Genomic DNA, 22,548 nt, shown 5'->3' on the forward strand with positions numbered 1-22,548 from the left:
GTCCGCACGTCGGCGTGTCGTGCGTGTCCCCGGCCGCGCCCCGCCGGATTCTGGGATCGCCTGTCGGCGGCCGAGCCGCTCACGGCTACTGTGGTGGCGATTGTTCGTACGCCAAGGATTGGATCGCCGTGGCACTGGTGGTGCAGAAATACGGGGGCTCGTCCGTCGCGACCGCCGAGCGGATCAAGCGGGTCGCCGAGCGGATCGTCGCCGCCCGCAAGGCCGGTGACGACGTCGTCGTCGTGGTCTCCGCGATGGGTGACACCACCGACGAGCTGATGGACCTCGCCAACCAGGTGAGCCCGCTGCCGCCCGGCCGCGAGCTCGACATGCTGCTCACCTCGGGCGAGCGCATCTCGATGGCGCTGCTGGCGATGGCCATCCACAACCTCGGCTACGAGGCCCGGTCCTACACGGGATCGCAGGCCGGCGTGCTGACCACCTCGACGCACGGCAAGGCCCGGATCATCGACGTGACGCCCGGCCGTCTGCGCAGCGCGCTCGACGAGGGCGCGATCGCGATCGTGGCCGGCTTCCAGGGCGTCTCGCAGGACACCAAGGACATCACCACGCTCGGCCGCGGCGGTTCCGACACGACGGCGGTGGCGCTCGCCGCCGCCCTGCACGCTGACGTGTGCGAGATCTACACCGACGTGGACGGCGTCTTCACGGCCGACCCCCGGATCGTCCCGGACGCACAGCACATCAAGCAGATCACGTACGAGGAGATGCTCGAGCTCGCCGCGGGCGGGGCGAAAGTGCTGATGTTGCGATGCGTGGAGTACGCGCGCCGTTTCAAGGTGCCCGTCCACGTACGCTCGTCGTATTCCCACAAGCCCGGCACCATGGTCACCGGATCGATGGAGGACCCTTCCGTGGAACAAGCGCTCATCACCGGCGTCGCACACGACCGGAGTGAAGCCAAGATCACGATCGTGGGGGTGCCGGACGAGCCCGGCGCGGCCGGCCACATCTTCAACACGGTGGCCGAGGCCGAGATCAACATCGACATGATCGTGCAGAACGTGTCGACCGAGGGCACCGGGCGCACCGACATCTCGTTCACGCTGCCCAAGGCCGACGGCACGACCGCGATGGCCGCCCTCGACAAGATCAAGGCGAAGGTCAAGTTCAAGAGCCTTCTCTTCGACGACCACGTGGGCAAGGTCTCGCTGATCGGCGCCGGCATGCGCTCGCACCCGGGGGTCGCGGCCTCCTTCTTCGCCTGCATCGGCGAGGCCGGCGTCAACATCGAGATGATCTCCACGTCGGAGATCAGGGTCTCCGTGGTCTGCCGTGACAGCGACCTCGACACCGCGGTCCGCGCCGTGCACGACCAGTTCGAACTGGGCGGCGGCGAGCAGGCGGTGGTCTACGCGGGCACCGGCCGGTAAGACGCCTGCCATGGCGCAGCCCACGCTCGCCGTCGTCGGAGCCACCGGCTCCGTCGGTACGGTCATGCTCGAGCTGCTCTCCTCCCGGCGCAACGTCTGGGGTGAGATCCGGCTGATCGCCTCGGCGCGGTCGGCCGGCAAGCAGCTGAGCTGTCGCGGGGATCAGCTCACGGTCGCCGAGCTCACCCCTGAGGTGTTCGACGGCGTCGACGTCGCGATGTTCGACGTGCCCGACGACGTGTCGCTCGAGTGGGCGCCGATCGTCGCGGCCCGCGGCGTGACCGTGGTCGACAACTCGGCCGCGTTCCGCATGGAGCCCGACGTCCCGCTGGTGGTGCCCGAGGTCAACCCCGAGGCGCTGCGCCACCGCCCGCGCAACATCGTGTCGAACGCCAACTGCACGGTGATGGCGATGATCATGGCGATCGCCCCGCTGCACCGCGAGTACGGCCTGCGCGAGCTCGTCCTGGCCTCTTATCAGGCGGCCTCGGGCGCCGGTCAGTTCGGCGTGGACACCCTGCACGACCAGCTCAGCAAGGTCGCCGGCGACCGGCTGCTCGGCTCCCGGCCGGGCAACGTGCGCCAGGCCGTGGGCGACGATCTCGGGCCGTTCTCGGCGCCGCTGGCGCTGAACGTGGTGCCCTGGTCGGGCGCGTTCGAGGCGCTCGGCTGGTCGTCCGAGGAGCTCAAGCTGCGCAACGAGTCCCGCAAGATCCTGGAGCTGCCGGCGCTGAAGGTGTCGGCCACCTGCGTGCGCGTCCCGGTGGTGACCGGCCACTCGATCGCGGTGCACGCCGTCTTCGGCTCCGAGGTCGACGCCGAGGGCGCCCGCCAGGCGCTGCGCAACGCGCCCGGGGTGATCCTGGTCGACGACCCCGAGGCGGGCGAGTTCCCGATGCCGATCGACGCGGTCGGCACCGACCCGTCCTGGGTGGGCCGCATCCGGCGGGCCATGGACGACCCGCGGGCGCTCGACCTCTTCGTCACCGGCGACAACATGCGCAAGGGCGCCGCCCTCAACACCGTGCAGATCGCCGAGATGCTGGCCGCCGAGCTCTCCAAGTAACCCGGCGGCACCGATCGATCTAGGCGGCGGCTTCCAGGTCGGCCCGGGTCAGCAGCGCGCGCAGCGTGATGCCGTCGGCCGCCAGCGCCTCGGAGCCGCCCTCCTGCCGGTCGATCACGCACAGCGCGTGGTCGACGTGCGCGCCCAGTTTGCGCAGCTCGTTCGTCGAGATGACGACCTGGCCGCCCGAGGTCACCACGTCCTCGACCACCAGCACCCGCCGGCCGGCCACCTCCGCGCCCTCGGCCAGCCGCGCCGTGCCGTACTGCTTGGCCTGCTTGCGAACGAAGGCCGTGGGCAGGCCGGCGTGCCGGGCCACCGCGGTCACCACGGCGATGCCGCCCATCTCGAGACCGGCCAGCACCTCGGTGCCCTCGGGGATCAGCACGGCCATCTGCTCGGCCAGCTTGTCGAGCAGCACCGGGTCGGCCTCGAACTGGTACTTGTCGAAGTACTCGGTCGCGGTCCGGCCCGAGCGCAGGACGAACTCACCGGTCAGCCGGCTCACGGCGCGGACCTGCCGCGCAAGGTCAGAGTCACTCACAAGGGACTAGCCTGTCAGGCCCGCCGGGGGCGGACGACAGCACCCCACAAGCAACCACTCAGCAACCGACAAATGGTGCCGATCAGAGGATCATGCAGATCAACCCGCACCGTTGGTTCGGCGTGGGCCAGAGTGGCGCCCCCGACTCCGCCAAGGCGGGCGCCGAGGCGGCCCACGCGGCTGTGGGCGGGCGTACGGCCAAGGCGGTCTTCGTCTTCGCCTCCGCGAGCCACGATCTGCCGGCCCTGCTGGCCGCCGTGCGGGCCGAGGCCGGGCCGGCGGCCGAGATCGTCGGCTGCACCACGATGGGCGAGCTGGGCAGCGCCGGGGTGACCGACGGCGGCGTGTCGGTCGCGGCCCTCGGCGGCGACGGCTTCACCGTGCGCGTGAAGGTCGCACCGATCAACCCGTCCGACCCGCGGGCGGCCGGCGCCGCGGCGGCCGAGGCCGCCCACCACCTGCAGGACGAGCATCAGGCCCTGATCCTGCTCTGCGAGGGCCTCTCCGGGCGCCCGCACGAGATCGTCCGGGGCGCCTACTCGGCCCTCGGGGCCACGGTTCCGCTGGTCGGCGGGTTCTCGGCCGACGACCGGCAGTTCAAGCAGACCTTCCAGTTCTACGGCGACGAGGTGCTGAGCGGGGCCGTCATCGGTCTCGGGCTCGGCTCCGACGGCCCGATCGGCGTCGGCGTCGCCCACGGCTGGCGGCGCACCGAACCGCCCATGGTCGTCACCAGGAGCCACGGCCCGCACATCTACCAGCTCGACGGGGAGCCGGCGCTGGACGTGCTGCTTCGGCGCAACGACTTCGACGGCTCGGCCGAGGAGTTCTTCGACCGGGGACGGCAGTTGCAGCCGCTCGGGCTCTCCCGGCGCAGCGGCGAGGACATCCGGGTGATCCACGCCGGGGACGACGCCGAACGCTCGGTGTGGGGCACGGCCGACGTGCCGCAGGGCGCGCTGGTCTGGCTGATGGAGGGCGACCGGCAGGCGCTGCTGGACGGCACCACCCAGTCCTGCGCCGAGGCGGTGGCCCAGCTCGAGCCGCTGCCGCCGCTCGGCGTGATCGCCTTCGACTGCGGCGGCCGCCGGGCCGGGCTGATCGAGGGCGGGCTCGACGCCGAGATGCGGGCGATGCACGCGGCCCTGGGCGACGCCCCGTACGCCGGCCTCTACACGCTCGGCGAGATCGCGCGGGTGCGCGGTGCGCTCGGCATGCACCATCTGACCCTCGTCACCCTCGCCCTGGCCTGAGCCATGCTGGCCTGGTCGACGCATCAGCTCACCGAATACTTCACCGCGGTCAACGCGGCCGAGGACGAGACGTCGGCCATCGCGAACGCGGTCGAGCGGGCCGCCGAGATGGTCGACGCCGAGGTGGGCGCCGTCGTGCGCGAGGGTGGCGTGCACGGTGCGTACGGCTTCGGAAGGGTTGTGCCGGAAGCGGGCGTCCTGGAGGTCGCCGCCGGTCAGCCGATGCTCGTCGTGCCGAACGTGGGTGAGCTGCACGCGGTCGCGAACCCGCTGGGCGACCAGGCCGGCGAGGCGCTCGTGGTGGCCCGGCTGGCCGAGCCGTTCGCGCCCGAGGAGCGGCAGATGCTGCAGGGCATGGGCCAGGTGCTGGGCCTGGCGCTGCGCAGCATCCGGGTGCTGGCCGCGGAACGGCACCTGCGCGCCGAGAAGGAGCGACAGGCGACCTCCGCGCAGACCCGTCAGCGGCTCGTGGAGACGCTGCTGACGATCCAGCGGGGGATCTCGGCCCGGCGGCCGCTCCCGGAGATCCTGGACGCGGTGACCGGCGGCGCGGCCGATCTGCTGGGCGGGGCCACGGTGACGTTGCTGCTGGCCGAGGGCGGCCAGGAGCGCCGGCTCACGATCGCCTCGACCTCGGGTGGCGGCGTGACACCGCCGGAGGGCCTGGCCCGGGCGGCCATGGCGGGAGGATCGGCTCTCGTCCGGGCCGACGCGCGCGGCCAGATGATCGCCGCCCCGGTGCGGGTCACCGGCGAGATGGCCGGCTGCCTGGTGGCCCTGCTCTGCGGGGTGACCGACGAGAACACCGAGCGGCGCGACCAGCTGGCCGCGTTCGCCCAGCAGGTGAGCCTGGCCCTGACCGACGCCCGCACGGTCGAGGCGGTCCGCGAGGCCCACCACGACCCGGTCACCGGCCTGCCCAACCGGGCGCTGTTCCTGACCATCCTCCACCGGGTGCTGGCCTCGCGGGCGACCGAGGAGGACCCGACCAGCGTGCTCTTCGTCGACCTGGACCGGTTCAAGGCGGTGAACGACAGCCTTGGCCACGAGGCCGGCGACCAGCTGCTCGCGCTGGTGGCCCGCCGGCTGCGCGGCTGCGTGCGGGCGAGCGACACGATCGCCCGGCTCGGCGGCGACGAGTTCGCGGCGCTGCTGCACGACTCGCCGGTGGAGACGGCGACGCTGATCGGCGAGCGGATCGTGGCCGCGGTCAAGGAGCCGTTCCGGGTGGCCGGCCGCGAGATCTTCATCGGGGCCAGCGTCGGGGTCGCGGTCTCCCGCGAGGCGGCCCTGAAGCCGGAGGAGCTGCTGCACAACGCGGACGTGGCGATGTACCGGGCGAAGAAGGACGGACCGGGCCGGGTGCTGGCCTACCAGCCGTACATGCACGCCGAGGCGCTCGATCACCTCAGCCTGCGCGGCGACCTCCAGCGGGCGCTGCGCGACGGCGAGTTCCGCCTGCAATATCAGCCGCTGATCCGGCTCGCGGACGGCAAGCCGGTCGGCGCCGAGGCGCTGATCCGCTGGTACAGCCCGACCCGCGGGTTCGTCTCGCCGGTCGACTTCATCCCGATCGCCGAGGAGTTCGGGCTGATCATCGACATCGGCCAGTGGGCCCTGGAGACGAGCGCGGTGCAGGTCGCCCGCTGGCGGCGCGACTTCCCCGACCTGGGGCTCAACGTCAACGTGTCGGGCCATCAGCTGGTCCATCCGCGCTTCGCCGACAACGTGATGAAGGCGCTGGCCATCGCCGGCCTGCCGTCGAGCGCGGTGACTCTGGAGCTGACCGAGTCGGTGCTGATGAGCGAGCCCGACCTGGGCAAGGCGGCCCTGCATCAGTTGCGCGGGCTGGGGGTGCAGCTTTCCATCGACGATTTCGGTACGGGGTATTCGTCGCTGGCCTACCTGCGCGAGCTCCCGGTCGACGAACTCAAGATCGACCGGGCCTTCATCGCGCGGGCCGAACTCACCGGCGAGGATCTGGCCCTGGTGCGCACGATCGTGGAACTTGCGCAGATCCTGGGCCTGCGGGTGGTGGCCGAGGGCATCGAGAACGCCGCCCAGCTCGCCGCCCTGAGGCGCCTGGGCTGCGGATATGGACAGGGTTACCACCTGTGCCGCCCGACTGACGCGGCCGAGGTGCCGGCCAAACTGCTGCGCGCATCGATCGCCGTACTGGGTTGATCTTCACCCGTTGGCGTACTTGATCACCGCTCTACCGCATGCGGGATCCTTGAGGGGTACTTTTCGGCTAATTAGTACATAAGCCCCGGAAGGAAAATAACGGTGACACCCTTCGCGCTGCTCTTCCTGCTCGCCCTGGCCGGCTCCACGTGCTTCGCCCTCGGCCGAGCCCTCGGCCGCGGCGAGCGCTACGAGAAGGGCTACCGCGAGGGCTTCCGCGACGGCGAGACCGGTTCGCTGGCCCGCGCCGCCCGGCTCATCCAGCTCAACGACCGCCCGGCCATCGCACCCGCCATCGAGTCGATGCTCGGCCCCTACGCGGTCCCCCAGCAGCAACTGCCGGGCCGCAGCGTGGGCCCGGCGGTCACCGCGGTGCCGGTCCGGCCGCAGCTCGCGCTCTAACGGGGTTACCCGTTCAAAGAAGACGGACGACGGCGCTGGCCACAAAACCGAGCACAGTGCCCACGACGGCGATGATGAGGCCCAGCTTGCCGAGCCGCTCCCCGCGCCGCAGAGCCACCGCGCCGAAGACCACCCCAAGAACGCCTAGCAGCGGAATGAGAAGAAACCCGACCCCTGCCAGCACGAACGCGGCAATGCTGAAGTTGTTGCCGGCCGCCTTGGGCGGCATGGGCGGATAGGGGTTGTAAGGCGGCGGAGCCCCATAGGGCCCGTTCTGCGGCATTCCGTAGGGCGGCTGAGCGGCATTGACATACGGCGCTCCACCCGGCTGGTGCCCCGCCGGCGCATACGGAGCCCCCGGCGGCGGCGCCCCCATCGGCGGCCCGGCAACCGGCGGCGGCAGCGCACCGCCAGGCGGCGGCGGCAGTGCACCGCCAGGCGGCGGCGGCAGTCACCGCCAGGCGGCGGCAGCGCACCGCCAGACGGCGCGTACGGCGGCGGCAGGCTAGCGCCGGGCGGCGCGTATGGCGGCGGAGGATCAGCGGCGGGCGGCGCGTATGGCGGCGGTAGGTCAGCGGCTGGTGGCGCGTATGGCGGCGGGTCCGCAGCGGGCGGCGTGTAGGGCGGCGAGTCTCCTCCCGGCGCGTACTGGCCGACCGGCGGCCCGTAGTTGTATCCCGCGGTCGGGTCGGGCGCGGCCCACCCCGCCTGTGGTGCGGCAGCGGGCCGGCCGCAGGTGGCGCAGTAGCCGTTCGGCTGAATGGCCGTCGAGCCACAGTTGGAGCAGGTCATCGACTTCGTCTCCCGGGTGTCGGCGTTACCCGGAACCGATCGGCTCCTCACGCGCCGACTTGAGACCCGCCACCGCCCGCTTCAGTCACCGACCGCGATGGTCGTCCCGATCGTAGGGATCTCCATCGCGCCGTCGGCCCACGTGACCCTGACCTCGCTCAGGCAGCAGCGTGGCCGAGGCACCGACTCGAGGCCGGCTCCTGCACGCCCTGGTGAAACGCCCGCTCGGATGGGGCCGTCAATCCCCGCGGCCGGCCCGAGGTCCGGCCAACGCTGGACGGTTCGCCGTTATCCAGGCCTCGATGTCGGCGATGCGCCAGACCCGGCCCTGGACGAGCTCGTCGTAGGGCTTCGGCCAGTCCGGGCGGAGAGCCAGCTGATAGACGCGCTGGCGGGTGATGCCGCCCATCCGGGCCCGTATCTCCGCTATCCCCATCAAGTGCCTAGTCATGGAGCCACTTTACAAACGACTACCGCAGATGTCATGCCCGGGTCCGTGCCAACCTCGAAGTGACCAAGGGCACGCCGGGAAACACGGAAGGGGCCCCGTGGTGGGGCCCCTCCATGCGTACACCTCAATGGGTCTAGCCCAGCTGACGCCGGACCTCCGCCGCGACCCGGCCGCCCTCGGCCCGGCCCGCGACGGCGGCCTGCGCGGCCTTCATCGCCGGGCCCATCTGGGCCTTACCGCTGAAGCCGCCGGCCGCCAAGGCGTCGCGGACCAGGCTCGCGATCTCGTCGTCGGTGAGCTGTTTCGGCAGGTAGCGCTCCAGCACCTCACCCTCGGAACGCTCCTTGGACGCCTGCTCGGCCCGGCCCGCGTCAGCGAACGCGGTGGCCGCCTCGCGGCGCTTCTTGGTCTCCCGGGTCAGGACCGCGAGGACCTCGTCGTCGGTGAGGGATCGGGCCTCGGTGCCGGCGACCTCGGCGTTGCGGACGGCGGCCAGCGCCATGCGCAGCGTGGAGGTGGTCAGCTCGTCGCGGCCCTTCATCGCGGCGTGCAGGTCATCGTTCAGGCGGTCCTTCAGCGTTCCCATGGACGGAGAAACTACTCTTTCGGTCATGCGTAAGCGCTCCTTTATCGCCCTGGGCGCGGGGGTGGCCGCCGCGGGCGCCGCGACCTTCGCCTATGCCTCGCTGGTCGAACGCAACCTGTTCACGCTGCGGCGCTTCGACGTGCCGGTGCTCGAACCGGACGCCGAGCCGCTGCGGATCCTGCACCTCTCGGACCTGCACATGATGCCCGACCAGCGACGCAAGCAGGCGTGGGTGGCCGCGCTGGGCGGCACCGACCCCGACTTGGTGATCGTCACCGGCGACAACATGGCGGACCCCGCCGCTGTTCCCGGTGTGCTGCGAGCGCTCGACCCGCTGCTGGAGGTGCCGGGCGCGTTCGTCTTCGGCTCCAACGACTACCGCGGCCCCCGGTGGAAGAACCCGCTCGAATATCTGATGCCGGAGCGCGAATACGTCCAGGGCGTCGACCTGCCCACCGAGGACCTGCGGGCGGCCCTGGTCGACGCGGGCTGGGCCGACCTCAACAACGCCCGTACGGTCCAGAAGGCGGGCGGCCGCTCGATCGAGCTGGCCGGCGTCGACGACCCGCACGTCGACCGCGACGACTACCCGTCCGTGGCCGGCCCGATCTCCACCGGCGCCGATCTGCACCTGGGCGTCACCCACACCCCCGCCTCGCGCGTCCTGGACGCCATGGCCGCCGACGGCTTCGAGCTGCTGCTGGCCGGGCACACGCACGGCGGTCAGGTGTGCGTCCCGTTCTACGGCGCGCTCACCACCAACTGCGACCTGCCCACCTCGATGGCGAAGGGCCTGCACCGCTGGCCCGGCTCCGACGCCTGGCTCCACGTTTCGGCCGGCCTGGGCACCCACCCGACCGCCCCGATCCGCTTCGCCTGCCGCCCCGAGGCCTCACTGCTCACTCTCATACCGCGCTGACCTGCGGTTTTACGCTTCAGGGGATACCGATTTCGCGTCCGGCGAGGCGTCGGATAGTATTTCCTGGCAGCTCGGGGTGTGGCGCAGCTTGGTAGCGCGCTTCGTTCGGGACGAAGAGGCCGTCGGTTCAAATCCGGCCACCCCGACCAAGTAGTTGCAGGCCCGGTAACCGGAAACGGTTACCGGGCCTGATTCATTTCGGACACCATCTCAGGGAAGATTCCGGGCCGTGGCGCGCTCACAGCGCGGGCAGCAGCCTGTCGAGGACGTTCACCTGCGAACCCCGCAGACCGAGACACGGCTCCGACCAGGTCGTCAACCGCACGCCGCACCTGTTGCAGCTGCCGGTCGTGAACGCGCGAGTGAGCCGTCAAGCGGTTCCTTTGGGTCTCACCCGGACAGGGGCAGGATCCCATGCGCTGCCTGGCCCGCTGCGGTGGCAAAGGCCTTCCCTCGGCGTTGCTCGATAGACTTCGCGGGCAGCGAGAGGGGAGTCTGACGGGTGGCCAGTGCCTTGAGTTCAGCAGCCGTGGTGGAGCTGAGTAAGACGGCGCGCAGCGCAATCGAAAGCACGGACAATACGGCCAGGCTCTGCGCGATCATGGCTGTGGGCACTCTCTGCGCAGTGGGCTACGTTGCGGCAGACCGTCTGATCCCGCGTCGTTGATCGTCTCTCGGCGTTCGTTTTCCGCCAGTGAGGTCTCGACCGCGTCTGTGAGGTGCGGCGGGTGGTCGGTGGTGGCACTCGATGTAGTCGCGGCCACGAGACCCACTTACGCGGGATTGACACACGTGCGGCGATGACTTTTATAGTAGTCGTTTGTAAAGTGGCTTCATGACTAGGCATCTGATGGGCGTGGCCGAGATCCGGGTTCGGCTGGGTGGGGTCAATCGTCAGCGGGTGGATCAGTTGGCGCTGCGGCCGGACTGGCCTAAGCCCTACGACGAGCTCGTTCGGGGGCGGGTGTGGCGGATCGCCGACATCGAGGCCTGGATCAGAGTGCACCGGCCGGCGCTCGCCCGTCGCCGCGATTGACGGTGTGCCCGGGCGAAGGGCTGATCACCGCATGGTGGTCAGGGCCTCCAGGCGGCGGGCCACTTCGGCGGCCGGCTGGGTGGCGTCGATCTCGGCCGTGGCGGTGGCTCGGAGCAAGGGCTCGACAGTGGCGAGGTTGGTGAGGATCTCGGCTCGGTCGGCGGGCGTTTTACCGTACGGGTTGGTTGTTCTCGTCTCCACGCGGGCCAGCAGGACGGCGGCGGGGGCGCTCAGCAGGACGATGTGGTCGAACAGTGGGTAGAAGCGGCCCTGGTTGGACTTGCAGCCGGCCACGAAGACGTCGGGTGTGGTGGTCAGCAGCTCCGTGATGCGGCCGGAGCGCCAGATCCAGTCGTCGCCGGACCATTCGCTCCACTCGTCGGTGTCGGTGTCGACGGTGTGGTGGCCGCGGGCGGCCAGCAGGGTCAGGGCCGTCGACTTGCCGGTGCCGGACATTCCGGTGACCAGGACGCGGGGCATGCGCAAAAAGATACGGGCGGGACGTCCCGGAGGAAGTCCCGCCCGTTCAGTGGGGCGTCAGCGGCGGCCCGGTGGCGGCTTCGGGTTGTTGCCGCCCGGCGGGGCGCCGCTCGGAGGGGTCTGTGCGGCCTTGCCCTTGCTCACCTCGATGACGACAACGCCGCCCTTGATGGTGCGGCCGCCGGGGTCGGTGCCGGCCGCCGTGCCCTTGGGGCAGTCGGACTCGACGTCGTTGCCGACCACCGCGTCGAAGCCGGCCGACTCGATCTCGTCCTTGGCGTCGTCGATGGACTGGCAGGTGACGCGGGGGATGGAGCGCTGGTCACCCTCGGCGATCTTCTTGCTGCCGGGGACCTTGAACTGCTCCTTCGGCTTGCCCTTCATGTAGTCGGCCAGCGTTTCGTAGACGGCCGGGTTGACCACGTCGTGGCTCATCCGGTCGGTGTGCTGGGGCCAGTCGGGGTTGACCAGATAGCCCGCCACGACCAGCTTCGTCGTGCCGGCGATCAGGGCCGCCGTCTTGTCGCTGTCGGTCGTTCCGGTCTTGCCGAAGACCGGGTGCTTCACCGTCGACTTCACCGCGCGGGCCGTGGCGCCGTTGCAGTTGCCCAGCTGGGCCGAGTCGCCGACCGGGCAGCGGGTCGCGTCGAGCGTGGCCCGGGCGACGTCGGGGCTGGTCGCCCGGATGCAGCGCGGCTTGCCGATGTCGAGTTTCTCGCCGGACTGCGTGGTGATCTGCTCGATCGGGGTGGGCTCGCAGTGCATGCCGTCGCCGGGCAGGACGGCGAAGGCGTTGGCCATGTCGAGCGGCGTCGACGCCGACACACCCAGGGTGAAGGCGCCCCACTGGTTGGCCGAGACCGCGTTGTTGGCGAAGTCGGCGTCCTGCTTGACCCGGAACTGCACGCCGAACCGCTTGGCCACGGCGACCACGTTCTCGGCGCCGACCCTCTCCTCCAGCGGCACGAAGTACGTGTTGATGGACTTACCGAAGGCGGTCCACATGTTGTAGACGCCCTCGCCGCCGCCACCGGAGTTGCTCGGGCACCAGAAGTGGGTGCCGGGGCAGGCCGAGTCGTTGCCCGAGTCGATGATGTAGCCCGACTTGTAGCGTTTCTCCGCCTTGATCGGGTACGCCAGCGGGTAGCCCTTTTCCAGCGCCGCGACCATCGTGAACATCTTGAACACCGAGCCGGCCTGGTAGCCGCTGATGTCGCCACCGCCGGAGAGCAGCGGGTTGGTCGTGTTCGGGTACGTCGCCCGTACGCCCTTCTTCGCCTTCTTCTTGTCCGAGGACAGCGGGTTCTGCGGCTTGGACGGGTCGTCGAGCTTGTAGCGCCGGTTGGCCGACAGGACGCGGACCTTGCCGTTGCCGGGCTCGATGCCGGAGATCAGCAGAGCGTTCTTGTTGTTGAGCGAGATGTGCTCGGAGATGCGCTTGCGGGCGTCCGCCGTGCCCTTGACGTCCATCGTCGTGACGATGCGGTAGCCGCCGCTCTTCAGCCGGCGCTCACGGTCGTACGTCGTCGCTCCGAACGACTCCTGGCTCATCCACCACCGGTAGAAGTAGTCGCAGAAGAAGCCCCAGTTGTTGTTGGCGACCGAGACGCAGCCGTTGCTGATCGGCCTGACCTTGCGCGGGATGGCTTCCTTGACCGCCTTGTCGGCCTGGGCCTGGGTGATCGAGCCCGCCTCGACCATGCCGGGGATGATGTAGTCGTTCCGGCGGTCGCGGATCTGCGGGTAGCCCTCGGCACTCGTCGGGTTGAAGCTGGTCGGCGCCTTGACCATGCCGGCCAGCATGGCCGCCTGGCCGATCGTCAGGTCCTTGGGCTTCTTGTTGAAGTAGACCTGGCTGGCCGCGTAGACGCCGTACGCCTGGTTGCCGAAGGGCGCGATGTTGAGGTAGCGCTCGAGGATCTGGTCTTTCGACAGCTCCTTCTCCACCTGCAGCGCGTACTTCATCTCGTTGACCTTGCGCTTCGGCGTGTCCTTGGTGGCGTCGACGACCTCCTGCGGGTTGGTCGCCGAGTAGGCCAGCGAGAGGCGCACGTACTGCATCGTGATGGTCGACGCGCCCTGCTTGGACTCGGACTTGCCGCTGTTGTTGACGAACGCGCGGGCGACGCCCTTGAGGTCGACGCCGTTGTGGTTGTAGAACTCCCGGTCCTCGGCGGCCACGATCGCGTCGCGCATGAACTTCGAGATGTCCTTGATCGGGACATCGCTGCGGAACTCGTCGTAGAACTGCGAGATCTGCGTCCGCCCGTCGCGGGCGTAGATGCGGGTGATCTGCGGGGAGCTGAAGTCTTTGATCTCGCTGGGCAGTTGCGCGAACGTCTCGCCGCCGGCCTTGGCGGCCAGTCCGGACATGGCGGCGGCCGGGAAGGCCGCGGCCGCGACGACGACGCCGGCGAGTAAACCGCAGATCAGCAACGAGGTCGCATTGGCGAAGATGTTGTGATCGCGTCTGCGCATCCAGGAGGTCACCCGAAGCAGGGTACGCGAGGAGCGCACGTGACCACACGTCGAGAGAGTCACGGATCGCCGAGAATCAGTCTGCCCTAACGGGGGATCTTTCGTGGGCATTTGTGAAGTAGGCTTCGCGGCCTTTGCCCGGAAGCGCCGGGCTGTACGTATTTGAGGGACAACGTTGCGTAATCGCCCAACTACAGAGCATGATGGTCCGGCGAGCTAATCGCACGACGTCCGCGTGGCTCAGGGGGACACACGCCCCGCGGACGTCAGGGGGGTAACGCTAGGGGGGACGTTTACAGATGGGGATGATCAGCGACTGGCCCAGCATGGCCGCGTGTCAGAGTGGCGACCCTGACGCGCTTTTCGTGCAGGGCGCCGAGCAGAACGTGGCGAAGAGGATCTGCCGCAGCTGCCCGGTTCGCTACGAATGCCTCGCCGATGCCCTGGACAACCGGATCGAGTTCGGCGTCTGGGGAGGAATGACCGAACGGGAGAGGCGGGCGCTGCTGCGCCGCCACCCGCACGTGGCGAGCTGGCGCAAGATGTTCGAGGCCGCGATGAAGGACAAGGGCGCCGACAAGGTGCTGGTCCCGACCCGCTAGCAGGGAAAACCAGCTAGGCGAGAAGCGCGCCGATCGTCCGCAGCCCGTCGACGTCATGAACGTCGGCGGGCTGCGCCGTGACCGACACCGCCGGAACGGCCGGGAAAGCGTCGGTGAAGGTGGCGGCCACGCGCTGCTCACGCTCGGTCTGGCGGACGAGGTTGGCGTGGATCCGCAGGGCGCCGGCGGTCAGCTGGTTCTCGCCGGCGGCGTCGAGCTCGTCGGCGGCGGCCTCGCTCTCCTCGGCCGGCAGGCCGGTCACCTCGGAACGGTGCATCCGGTTGAGCACCAGCCCGGCCAGCGGCATCCGCTCGGCCACCAGGCGCTCGGCGAAGTACGCCGCCTCGCGCACGGCGTCCCGCTCCGGGGCCGCGACCAGCAGGAACGCGGTCTGCGGATCTTGCAGGATGCGGTACGTCTCGTCGGCGCGCTGCCGGAAGCCGCCGAACATCGAGTCGAGCGCGGCCACGAAGCCCGACAGATCAGTGAGCAACTGGGCGCCCAGGACCTTCTGCACCGTACGGGAGAAAAGCCCGAAAGACGCGGTGACCAGGCTGAACATGCTGCGGCCGCCGGAGCGGGCCGGCGCCAGCAACATGCGCAGCATGCGGCCGTCGAGGAACCGGGAGAGCCGGGCCGGAGCGTCGAGGAAGTCGAGGGCCGAGCGTGACGGCGGGGTGTCGACCACGATGAGGTCCCACTCGTCGGCCGACCGCAGCTGGCCCAGTTTCTCCATCGCCATGTATTCCTGCGTGCCGGCGAAGGTCGAGCTCATGGCCTGGTAGAACGGGTTTGCGAAGATCTCCGCGGCGCGCTGCGGCGTGGTGTGCTGCTGCACCACCTCGTCGAAGGTGCGCTTCATGTCGAGCATCATGGCGTGCAGCTCGCCGCCGTTCTCGCCGTCGATGCCCTTGACCTGGCGGGGCGTGTTGTCGAGCTCGCTGAGGCCCATCGACTGGGCCAGCCGCCGGGCCGGGTCGATGGTGAGCACGACGGTGCGGCGGCCGTGCACCTCGGCCGCCCGCAGGCCGATGGCGGCCGCGGTGGTCGTCTTGCCCACCCCGCCGGCGCCGCAGCAGACCACGATCCGGATGGCCGGATCGGCGAGCAGACCGTCGACGTCCAGCACCTCACCCACTACTCCAGAGTAGTCCGTACTTGATCCCGCGGACGGCGACTGTGTCCCGGCCCCCATCACGCGCGCATCAGGGCCGCGGCCAGCTCGTCGAGCCCGGCCTGATCGACGCCGCGCGGCAGCAGGGGCAGCTCGACCAGGGGCAGCCCGGTCTCGGTGAGCTCGGCCCGCAGCGTCTCCTCCAGCTCCTGGCGGGTGAGGTAGTCCTTCACCTCGGTGGCCAGGCCGGTCACGGTGGCCGCGTCGGTGGGCAGCCCGGCCTCGGCCAGGCCGCGCTTGAGCTCGGCCTTGGTCACCCGCCCGGCGGTCACCAGGGCGGGGCGGGTGGCGTTGAGGATGATCCGGCCGACCGGGATGCGCAGGGCCTTGAGCTCGGCGACCGCGTCGAGCGTCTCCTGCACCGGCATCTCCTCGAGCAGCGTCACGACGTGCACCGAGGAGATGGGCGAGCGCAGCAGGGCGGCCACGCTGTCGCTCTGGGTCTTGATCGGGCCGACCTTGGCCAGCTTGGCCGTCTCGGCGGTGACGTTGAGGAAGCGGCCGATGCGGCCGGTCGGCGGGGCGTCGAGGACCACGGCGTCGTACGCCCGCTTGCCGTCCTGGGACCGGGTGGTGGCCTCTTTCACCTTGCCGGTGAGCAGGACGTCACGCAGGCCCGGGGCGATGGTGGTGGCGAAGTCGATGGCGCCCACCTTGCGCAGCGCCCGCCCGGCCGCGCCCAGGTGGTAGAACATGTCGAGATATTCGAGGAGGGCCTCCTCGGGATCGACGGCCAGCGCACGCACCTCGCCGCCGCCCGCGACCTTGGCGATCCGCAGCTCCTTGTACGGCAGCGGCTCGGTCTCGAAGAGCTGGGCGATGCCCTGCCGGCCCTCGACCTCGACCAGCAGCGTGCGCTTGCCGCCCGCGGCCAGGCCCAGGGCCAGGGCCGCGGCCACGCTGGTCTTGCCCGTGCCGCCCTTGCCGGTCACCACGTGCAGCCGCGCCGGCCACCTGCTCACTCGCTCGCCCATGCTGTCAACGGTAACGGGGGCCTGTCAGCCGGTGACCTCGCAGACCAGCCAGCCGGTCTTGCGGATCACGGTGAACCGCAGGTCCTGGGCGGCGGTCTTCTCGTCGGCGGTCGACATGGTGACCTGCACCGCAACCGTGGCGCGGTCGTCGCCGTCGCCGGACACGGTGGGCTCGGCCCAGCGGAACACCGGCTCCTGATAACCGGCGGCGTACGCCTTGATGTCGTCGACCCGCTCGGCGATCTTCTGCTTGTCGCGGGCCTCGCGGCAGACCAGGTCGTCGGCGGCGGCCGCGTCCTGCTGGCTGTAGACGGCGGTCAGGAAGCGGTCGACAGCGGTCGCCGCGTCGGGTGAGCCCGGGTTGTCGGCGTCGCGGAGCAGAAAATACGCCGAGACGGCGCCGCCGCCGCAGAGCAACAGCGTGCCGGCCAGGGCGACCGAGACCCACAGAGCGCCCTTGCGCGACCTCGGCTGCTGCGGCGGGCCGGCCCAGATGGGCTCGGGTGGCGCGGCGGGCAGCACGGAGTGCTGATAGGCGAGATGCTCGGGCGGGGTGGTCTGCCACTCGCCGGGCGCCTCGTGCTGGGCGTGCCACGGCGAGGTCGGCGGCGGCGCCTGCCAGCCGGCGGCGGCCGGGATGACCTGGGTCTGCTCGTGGGAGGCGGCCTCACCGGCGTAGGCGCCGGGCGGCGGCCACTCCGGCTCGGCGGGGCCGGGAGCCGCGTCGATGAAGTCAGAGGAAGAAGAGAGGTGTGGCGGCTCGGGCGTCGGAATCGGCTCGTCCGGCGGAATGGGCTGCGGCGGCTCGGGGTCGGGCGTGGGCACCGGCGACGGCTCGGGGTGCCCCGGCTGACCGCCCTGCGGGTGCGTCATGTCGCCCTCCGTGATGTGACGTGTCCGGCTTGCTCAGCCTAGTCAAAACGGCACGATCGTGGGCCCTAAGCTGGGCGCGGTACCGACGATCAGGGGAGTGGCAGCCATGCCGAAGTGGGAGTACGTGACCGTGCCTCTGCTGGTCCACGCGACCAAGCAGATCCTCGACAACTGGGGCGAGGACGGCTGGGAACTGGTTCAGGTCGTTCCGGGGCCCAACCCGGACCAGTTGGTGGCCTACATGAAACGGGAGAAGTCGTGACGCTGCCGATCGCCGGCGAGGGCGGCGTGGACGCGTACGCCAAGCTCGCCGAGTTGGGTTTGACCCTGCCGACGGTCGTGCCGCCGCTGGCGTCCTACGTCCCGGCGGTGCAAACGGGCAACTACGTCTACGTCTCCGGGCAGCTTCCGCTGGTCGAGGGCAAGCTGCCGTACGAGGGGAAGGTCGGCGCCGAGGTCACGGCCGAGCAGGGCACCGAGCTGGCCCGGCTCTGCGCGCTGAACGCCCTCGCCGCGATCGAGTCGCTCGTCGGCCTGGGCCGGGTCGGCAAGGTCGTGAAGGTGACCGGCTTCGTCGCGTCGGCGCCCGGTTTCACTGGTCAGCCGGGTGTCATCAACGGGGCCTCGAACCTGTTCGGTGACGTCTTCGGCGAGCAGGGCCGGCACGCCCGCAGCGCGGTCGGCGTGTCCGAGCTGCCGCTGAACGCGCCGGTCGAGGTCGAGGTCATCGTCGAGTTGGCCGAGTAGCACTACCGGCTAACAAAACGTGATCTCTCAGCCTTTCTGGTTGCTATCCGTAACCTGAGCGGGCACTGAGATCGCACATCCGGTCCTCTCCGTTCACCCCATGCGCGACGTAGGATTTCGCGCATGGGGGGTGCTGCGCCGAACGGCCTGCCGGGGTGGGTGACGCTGTTACGCGCGCCCAACCCGGGCCCGATGACGCTGGACGGCACGAACACGTGGGTGCTGCGCGCGCCCGGCGAGACCCGCGGCATCGTGATCGACCCCGGCCCGCTGGACGAGGGACACCTGTCCCGCATCGCCGGTCACGGTCCGTTTCAGGCGATTCTGATTACTCACGGTCACCATGACCATGTCGAGGGTGCGGCCCGGCTGTCCGAGATGCTCGGCGGGACACCGGTGCTGGCGGCCGACCCGGTCCACGCGATACCGGCCGAGCCGATGATCAGCGACGGGCGGCTGGCCGTCGACGGCCTCGACGTCGAGGTGCTGGCCACGCCGGGCCACACGGCCGACTCGGTCAGCTTCGTGGTCAACGGCGAGGCGGTCTTCACCGGCGACACGATCCTGGGCCGCGGCACGACAGTGGTGGCGCACCCCGACGGTGACCTCGGTAGATATCTGTCGAGTCTCCGACGCCTCAGCTCGTACGAGAAATTCCTGATGTTGCCCGGTCACGGGCCGGCGCGGGACGACGTGGCGCTGATCGCCCGGGAATACCTGTCCCACCGCGAGGAGCGGTTGGCGCAGGTCACGGCGGCGATGCGAGCCGACGCCGAGACGCCCGAGCAGGTGGTCGACCTGGTCTATCCCGACATCGATCCGGCCGTCCGGTTCGCGGCGGTCTGGTCGGCCGCGGCCCAACTCGATTACCTCAATCACAAAAACCGGGAATCAGGAACACTCGCAGGCGGGTTGGATCGGCTGTGACCTGTCCTGTGTGTGGAACCGTCGCCGTTCCAGGCGCCCGCTTCTGCCACAACTGCGGCGCCGCTCTGCCGGCCGCGGCGACCCTGCCCGCGGCCGAGCGGCGCATCGTGACCGTGCTCTTCGGCGACCTGTCCGACTTCACCTCCTGGTCGGAGGACCTCGACCCGGAACGGGTCGGCGCGGTCACCGACCGGGTGCTGGCCGCCCTGGCCGGCGCGGTGAAGACGTTCGGCGGCCACGTCGACAAGCTCACCGGCGACGGCATCATGGCGGTCTTCGGCGCCCCGGTGGCGCACGAGGACGACGCCGAGCGCGCGGTGCGCGCCGCGTTGAGCATGCAGCGGGCCGTCCGGCGGGTGCTGGACGACGAGCGCGGTGGTGGCGCCCCCCTCGGCCTGCGGGTCGGCCTCAACACCGGCGAGGTGGTCGCCGGCATGCAGGCCGGCATCGAATACACCGTCATCGGCGACACCGTGAACACGGCGGCCCGGCTGGCCGACGCGGCCGCGGTCGGCGCCGTCTACGCCGGCTCACGGACCAGCGGCGGCACCCGGCACATCGCCTCCTGGCGGCAGCTGCGCCCGCTGCGGCTCAAGGGCAAGCGCGAGCCGGTGCCCGCGTTCGAGCTGCTCGGCCTGCACGACGCGCCCGGCACCCGCTCGGGCCTGGGCGACGAGGCGCCGTTCGTCGGCCGCGAGACCGAGCTCGGCCGGGTGGCCGGCCGGCTGGCCGAGGCGATCGACGCCGGCACGCCGCGGGTCATGGTGATGACGGCCGAGGCCGGCATCGGCAAGTCCCGCTTCGCGGGCGAGGTCAAGCGGCTCGCGGCCGGCTACGACGTCGGCAACGGGCGGTACGCGGCGCACGCCGGGGCCCGGGTGCTGCGGGTGCGGTGCCGCGCGTTCGGCGAGCGCCGCCGGTTCGCGCCCCTGGCCGACCTGGTGCGCAAGTCGGTCGGCCTGCCCAAGGACGTGGTCTCCACGGTCGGCCGCACGGTCGTCGAGGAGCGCCTGCGCAAGCTGGCCAACCGGCTGGGCCGCGACGGAGATCCGGTCCGGCTCGACATCGACCGGCTGCTGGCCCTGCTCGGCTACGGCGAGGCGCCGGCCAACCCGGTCGGGCCCGCGGCCAGCGCCGACTGGCAGCCCACCAAGCGGCTCGACGCCGACGCGATCTCGACCGCGGTCGCCGAGCTGCTCTCCGCCCTGGCCGCCGAGACCCCGCTGGTGGTCATCGTCGACGACCTGCACGACGCCACGGCGTCGACCGTGGACGCGCTCGGGCGCACCCTGTCGCTGCTCGACGGCCCGGTGGTGGTGCTGCTGCTCGGCCGGCCCGAGCTGGTGCGCACGGCCGGCGCGCTGACCCGGCTGGCCGACGCCGAGGTGCACACGCTGCCGCCGCTGCGCGGCGCGGACGCGTCCCGGCTGCTCACCTCCTATCTCAACGGCGGCAAGCTGCCGCAGCCCGACACCGACCGGCTGCTCGCCACGGCACAGGGCAACCCGTTCTATCTGGCCGAGATGGTCACGCTGCTGATGGAGCGGGGCGCGCTCACCCCGGCCGTCGGGGCCAATGCGGCCGGCAAATGGATGCTGGCCGACGGCTCGCTCGGCCGGCAGCTGCTCTCCCGCGACCTGGCCGCGGTGCTGGCGGCCCGCATCGACGCGCTGCCGCCGGAGCCGCGGTCGGTGCTGCGCGACGCGGCCGTCGTCGGCGACACCGTGCCCTCGGGTGTGGTCGAGGCGCTGCGCGAGCGCCGGGCGGCCAGCGACGCCCGGCCCGGCGCGGTGGCCGCGGTCGAGCTCGAGCGCTCGGTCGACGAGCTGCTCCAGCGCCGCATGCTGCACCGGGTCCGCGGCGGCTACGCCTTCACGACCCCGCTGATGCGCGAGGCCGCCTACTCCGGCATCGGCAAGGCCGACCTGGCCGACCGGCACGCTTATCTGGCCAACTGGGCGGCGCCCGAGGCGATCGACCGGCTCGGCTACGACAGCGCGAGCCGGCTCAGCCTGAACGACAACGAGCGGGACGCGTTCGTGGCCACCCACGCCGAGTGCGCGGTCGACCTGGCCGACGCGGTGCGCCTGCGGCCCGACGCGGCCGTGCGTGACGTGGCGCCGCTGGGTGTGGCCGCGCTGGGCCGGATGGCCCGGCGGGCGCTGGCCAACATCGAGCCCGGCGCCTCGATCGAGTACGCGGAGCGCGCCGCCCACCTCGAGCCCGACGGCGTGCTGCCCCTGCCCGACCAGCTCGTCTACGCCCGGGCCCTGCTGCGGCTGGGCCGGGCCGAGGAGGCGCTGGAGTACGGCGAGAAGATCGCCGTGAGCGCCGGGGACGAGCCGGTCAGCAAGGCCGAGGCGCTGCTCGTGGTCGGCCGCGCCCACGAGGCGCTGGGCGACACGAACAAGGCGGTGGCGGTCTGGCAGGAGGCGCTCGAGGTCGCCACCGAGGCCGAGCTGCTGCCGGAGCGGGCGAACGCGATGCGCCGGCTCGGCATGGCCGACTTCCTGGCCGGGCGGCTCAGCCAGGCCAGCAGCCGGTTCGCCGCGGCCTACCAGGTCACGCTGGCCGCCGGCGACCGGCACGGCCAGGCCTGGGCCCTGCAGAACCTGGCCTGGGTGACCACGACCCGAGGTGACTTCGCCGGTACGGACGCCGTGCTCGGCCGGGCGGCGCGGCTCTTCGCCGAGCTGGGCGACCCGGTGGGCCGGTCCTGGCTGCGCGGCACCACGGCGTTCGCCCGGCTGCTGGCCGGGCGCCTGCAGGAGTCGCGGCGGCTGGCCCGGGTCTTCCTGCCGTTCGGCGACCGGGTCGGCGAGGGCTGGGCGGTGGGCACGCTGCGGGCCGTGGAGGCGTACGCGGCGGCTGAGCTCGGCGAACTGGCCGAGGCCGACGGCGAGGCCCGCCGGGCCTATCGGGACTTCAACGCGGTGGCCGACGACTGGGGCCGGGGTCTGGCCCTGGTCGTACGGGGTGCGATCGCCCGCGGGCTCGGCGAGTTCGACCACGCCTTCGACCTGTTGACCGACGCGCTCGGGTACGCCGACAAGACCGGTCACCCGCTGCTGCTCGGCATGGCCGGCACGCTGCGCGGCTTCGTGGCCATCCACCGCGGCGACCTGGCGCAGGCCGAGGCCGACGCGCGCCGGGTGATGACCGCGGTCGAGCCGCACAACCCGCTGGCGCCGGCCCAGGTCGGCCCGCGGGTGCTGCTGGCCGAGGCGCGGCTGCGGGCGGGTGACGCGGCGACCGCGATCGGCCTGCTGGCGCCGATCGCCACCGACACCGGCACGCCGTCGCTGCTCTTCTCGCGGCGGCACGCCCTGGCCTCGTACGCGGGGGCGCTGCTGACCGACGGCCGTGTCGAGACGGCGATGACGTGGATCGGCCGGGCCCGCGAGGTGCCGGCCGAGGACGTGCGCAGCGGCGTGCTGGCCGCGATGGTGCACGCCCGGGTGCTGGCCGCGGCCCAGCGCTACGACGAGGCGCGGGAGGCGGCCGAGGAAGCGGTCCGGCTGGCGTCCTCGACCGAGCAGACGAGTGAGCGCTGCGCGGCCGAGGATCTGCGGGACGCGCTCACGTCGGCGGGCTCGGAGCCGCCTCCGCCGGAAACTGTCGCGTACGCGTCCGACGTGCCCGGATGATCTCCGGGCCCTCTGGGAT

Annotated in this window: 22 protein-coding genes and 1 tRNA gene; 13 read left to right on the top strand and 10 right to left on the bottom strand. The window is 71.2% G+C overall.

All coding sequences use genetic code 11. From position 1 onward, the window contains the following. Nucleotides 1-128: 128 nt before the first annotated feature. Nucleotides 129-1,394, top strand: coding sequence for an aspartate kinase (locus CRP55_RS00785; protein ID WP_097317515.1), 1,266 nt, complete (start codon nucleotides 129-131; stop codon nucleotides 1,392-1,394). A 10-nt stretch (nucleotides 1,395-1,404) separates the two neighbouring features. Next, complete coding sequence (locus CRP55_RS00790) at nucleotides 1,405-2,460, top strand: aspartate-semialdehyde dehydrogenase (RefSeq protein ID WP_097317516.1); 1,056 nt, start codon at nucleotides 1,405-1,407, stop codon at nucleotides 2,458-2,460. A gap of 19 nt (nucleotides 2,461-2,479) precedes the next feature. Here the strand turns inward: CRP55_RS00790 and pyrE are convergent, their stop codons facing one another. Then, the gene (gene pyrE, locus CRP55_RS00795; protein ID WP_097317517.1) at nucleotides 2,480-3,004 is read right to left on the bottom strand and encodes an orotate phosphoribosyltransferase; all 525 of its coding nucleotides are present in this window, start codon (nucleotides 3,002-3,004) and stop codon (nucleotides 2,480-2,482) included. A 92-nt stretch (nucleotides 3,005-3,096) separates the two neighbouring features. On the opposite strand from pyrE, the gene CRP55_RS00800 reads away from it, so the two are divergent. The 3 genes from CRP55_RS00800 (at nucleotide 3,097) to CRP55_RS00810 (ending at nucleotide 6,843) form a co-directional block, all read left to right on the top strand. Then, complete coding sequence (locus CRP55_RS00800; protein WP_097317518.1) at nucleotides 3,097-4,257, top strand: FIST signal transduction protein; 1,161 nt, start codon at nucleotides 3,097-3,099, stop codon at nucleotides 4,255-4,257. Between the two features lie 3 nt (nucleotides 4,258-4,260). Further along, nucleotides 4,261-6,441: a putative bifunctional diguanylate cyclase/phosphodiesterase gene (locus CRP55_RS00805; protein WP_097317519.1), complete on the top strand. Its 2,181-nt coding sequence runs from the start codon at nucleotides 4,261-4,263 to the stop codon at nucleotides 6,439-6,441. Nucleotides 6,442-6,543: 102 nt separating this feature from the next. Beyond that, complete coding sequence (locus tag CRP55_RS00810; RefSeq protein WP_097317520.1) at nucleotides 6,544-6,843, top strand: hypothetical protein; 300 nt, start codon at nucleotides 6,544-6,546, stop codon at nucleotides 6,841-6,843. Between the two features lie 13 nt (nucleotides 6,844-6,856). Here CRP55_RS00810 and CRP55_RS00815 read toward each other — a convergent pair whose 3' ends face one another. The 3 genes from CRP55_RS00815 to CRP55_RS00830 all read right to left on the bottom strand — a co-directional run bounded on the left by CRP55_RS00815 (nucleotide 6,857) and on the right by CRP55_RS00830 (nucleotide 8,672). After that, on the bottom strand, nucleotides 6,857-7,072 hold the full coding sequence (locus CRP55_RS00815) for a hypothetical protein (protein ID WP_097317521.1): 216 nt from the start codon (nucleotides 7,070-7,072) through the stop codon (nucleotides 6,857-6,859). Between the two features lie 801 nt (nucleotides 7,073-7,873). Next, complete coding sequence (locus CRP55_RS00825; RefSeq protein WP_179854965.1) at nucleotides 7,874-8,086, bottom strand: DNA-binding protein; 213 nt, start codon at nucleotides 8,084-8,086, stop codon at nucleotides 7,874-7,876. A 133-nt stretch (nucleotides 8,087-8,219) separates the two neighbouring features. Then, nucleotides 8,220-8,672 carry a GatB/YqeY domain-containing protein gene (locus tag CRP55_RS00830; protein ID WP_097317523.1) on the bottom strand — a complete coding sequence of 151 codons (453 nt, stop codon included), beginning with the start codon at nucleotides 8,670-8,672 and terminating at the stop codon, nucleotides 8,220-8,222. A gap of 25 nt (nucleotides 8,673-8,697) precedes the next feature. Between CRP55_RS00830 and CRP55_RS00835 the strand changes: the two genes are divergently transcribed. Together CRP55_RS00835 and CRP55_RS00840 are read left to right on the top strand one after the other, a co-directional pair. Further along, entirely contained in the window at nucleotides 8,698-9,591 is an 894-nt protein-coding gene (locus tag CRP55_RS00835; RefSeq protein WP_097317524.1) for a metallophosphoesterase, read from the top strand. Between the two features lie 72 nt (nucleotides 9,592-9,663). After that, nucleotides 9,664-9,740: transfer RNA gene (locus CRP55_RS00840), tRNA-Pro, on the top strand. A 241-nt stretch (nucleotides 9,741-9,981) separates the two neighbouring features. Here CRP55_RS00840 and CRP55_RS00845 read toward each other — a convergent pair. After that, nucleotides 9,982-10,194, bottom strand: coding sequence for a hypothetical protein (locus CRP55_RS00845; RefSeq protein WP_097317525.1), 213 nt, complete (start codon nucleotides 10,192-10,194; stop codon nucleotides 9,982-9,984). A gap of 232 nt (nucleotides 10,195-10,426) precedes the next feature. On the opposite strand from CRP55_RS00845, the gene CRP55_RS00850 reads away from it, so the two are divergent. Continuing rightward, entirely contained in the window at nucleotides 10,427-10,627 is a 201-nt protein-coding gene (locus tag CRP55_RS00850; protein ID WP_245922719.1) for a DNA-binding protein, read from the top strand. A 24-nt stretch (nucleotides 10,628-10,651) separates the two neighbouring features. On the opposite strand, the gene CRP55_RS00855 is transcribed toward CRP55_RS00850, so the two are convergent. Beyond that, nucleotides 10,652-11,107 carry an AAA family ATPase gene (locus CRP55_RS00855; RefSeq protein WP_097317527.1) on the bottom strand — a complete coding sequence of 152 codons (456 nt, stop codon included), beginning with the start codon at nucleotides 11,105-11,107 and terminating at the stop codon, nucleotides 10,652-10,654. A 57-nt stretch (nucleotides 11,108-11,164) separates the two neighbouring features. Continuing rightward, nucleotides 11,165-13,585 (bottom strand): transglycosylase domain-containing protein, encoded by a 2,421-nt coding sequence (locus tag CRP55_RS00860; RefSeq protein WP_097318649.1) that lies wholly within the window; start codon nucleotides 13,583-13,585, stop codon nucleotides 11,165-11,167. 299 nt (nucleotides 13,586-13,884) lie between these two features. Here CRP55_RS00860 and CRP55_RS00865 point away from each other — a divergent pair, with 299 nt between their 5' ends. Next, complete coding sequence (locus CRP55_RS00865; RefSeq protein ID WP_097317528.1) at nucleotides 13,885-14,187, top strand: WhiB family transcriptional regulator; 303 nt, start codon at nucleotides 13,885-13,887, stop codon at nucleotides 14,185-14,187. A 13-nt stretch (nucleotides 14,188-14,200) separates the two neighbouring features. On the opposite strand, the gene bagB is transcribed toward CRP55_RS00865, so the two are convergent. From bagB to CRP55_RS00880, 3 genes are read right to left on the bottom strand one after another with little or no spacing between them, the layout of a single operon-like run. Then, nucleotides 14,201-15,325 (bottom strand): ArsA family ATPase, encoded by a 1,125-nt coding sequence (gene bagB / locus CRP55_RS00870; RefSeq protein ID WP_097317529.1) that lies wholly within the window; start codon nucleotides 15,323-15,325, stop codon nucleotides 14,201-14,203. 56 nt (nucleotides 15,326-15,381) lie between these two features. Then, nucleotides 15,382-16,335, bottom strand: coding sequence for an ATPase BagA (gene bagA, locus CRP55_RS00875; protein WP_097317530.1), 954 nt, complete (start codon nucleotides 16,333-16,335; stop codon nucleotides 15,382-15,384). Between the two features lie 24 nt (nucleotides 16,336-16,359). Beyond that, entirely contained in the window at nucleotides 16,360-17,208 is an 849-nt protein-coding gene (locus CRP55_RS00880) for an Rv0361 family membrane protein (RefSeq protein ID WP_179854966.1), read from the bottom strand. Nucleotides 17,209-17,314: 106 nt separating this feature from the next. On the opposite strand from CRP55_RS00880, the gene sp36 reads away from it, so the two are divergent. The 4 genes from sp36 to CRP55_RS00900 all read left to right on the top strand — a co-directional run bounded on the left by sp36 (nucleotide 17,315) and on the right by CRP55_RS00900 (nucleotide 22,529). Beyond that, on the top strand, nucleotides 17,315-17,470 hold the full coding sequence (sp36, locus tag CRP55_RS00885) for a Sp36 family protein (protein ID WP_097317531.1): 156 nt from the start codon (nucleotides 17,315-17,317) through the stop codon (nucleotides 17,468-17,470). Continuing rightward, nucleotides 17,467-17,955, top strand: a complete 489-nt coding sequence (locus CRP55_RS00890; protein WP_179854967.1) for a RidA family protein — start codon at nucleotides 17,467-17,469, stop codon at nucleotides 17,953-17,955. The genes sp36 and CRP55_RS00890 overlap by 4 nt, the downstream gene beginning before the upstream one ends. Before the next feature lie 123 nt (nucleotides 17,956-18,078). Beyond that, nucleotides 18,079-18,882 carry an MBL fold metallo-hydrolase gene (locus CRP55_RS00895; RefSeq protein ID WP_097317532.1) on the top strand — a complete coding sequence of 268 codons (804 nt, stop codon included), beginning with the start codon at nucleotides 18,079-18,081 and terminating at the stop codon, nucleotides 18,880-18,882. After that, on the top strand, nucleotides 18,879-22,529 hold the full coding sequence (locus CRP55_RS00900; protein ID WP_097317533.1) for an adenylate/guanylate cyclase domain-containing protein: 3,651 nt from the start codon (nucleotides 18,879-18,881) through the stop codon (nucleotides 22,527-22,529). The genes CRP55_RS00895 and CRP55_RS00900 overlap by 4 nt, the downstream gene beginning before the upstream one ends. The last annotated feature ends 19 nt before the right edge of the window (nucleotides 22,530-22,548 follow it).

Origin of the sequence: Paractinoplanes atraurantiacus, assembly GCF_900215205.1 — a bacterium.
Taxonomy (GTDB): domain Bacteria; phylum Actinomycetota; class Actinomycetes; order Mycobacteriales; family Micromonosporaceae; genus Actinoplanes; species Actinoplanes atraurantiacus.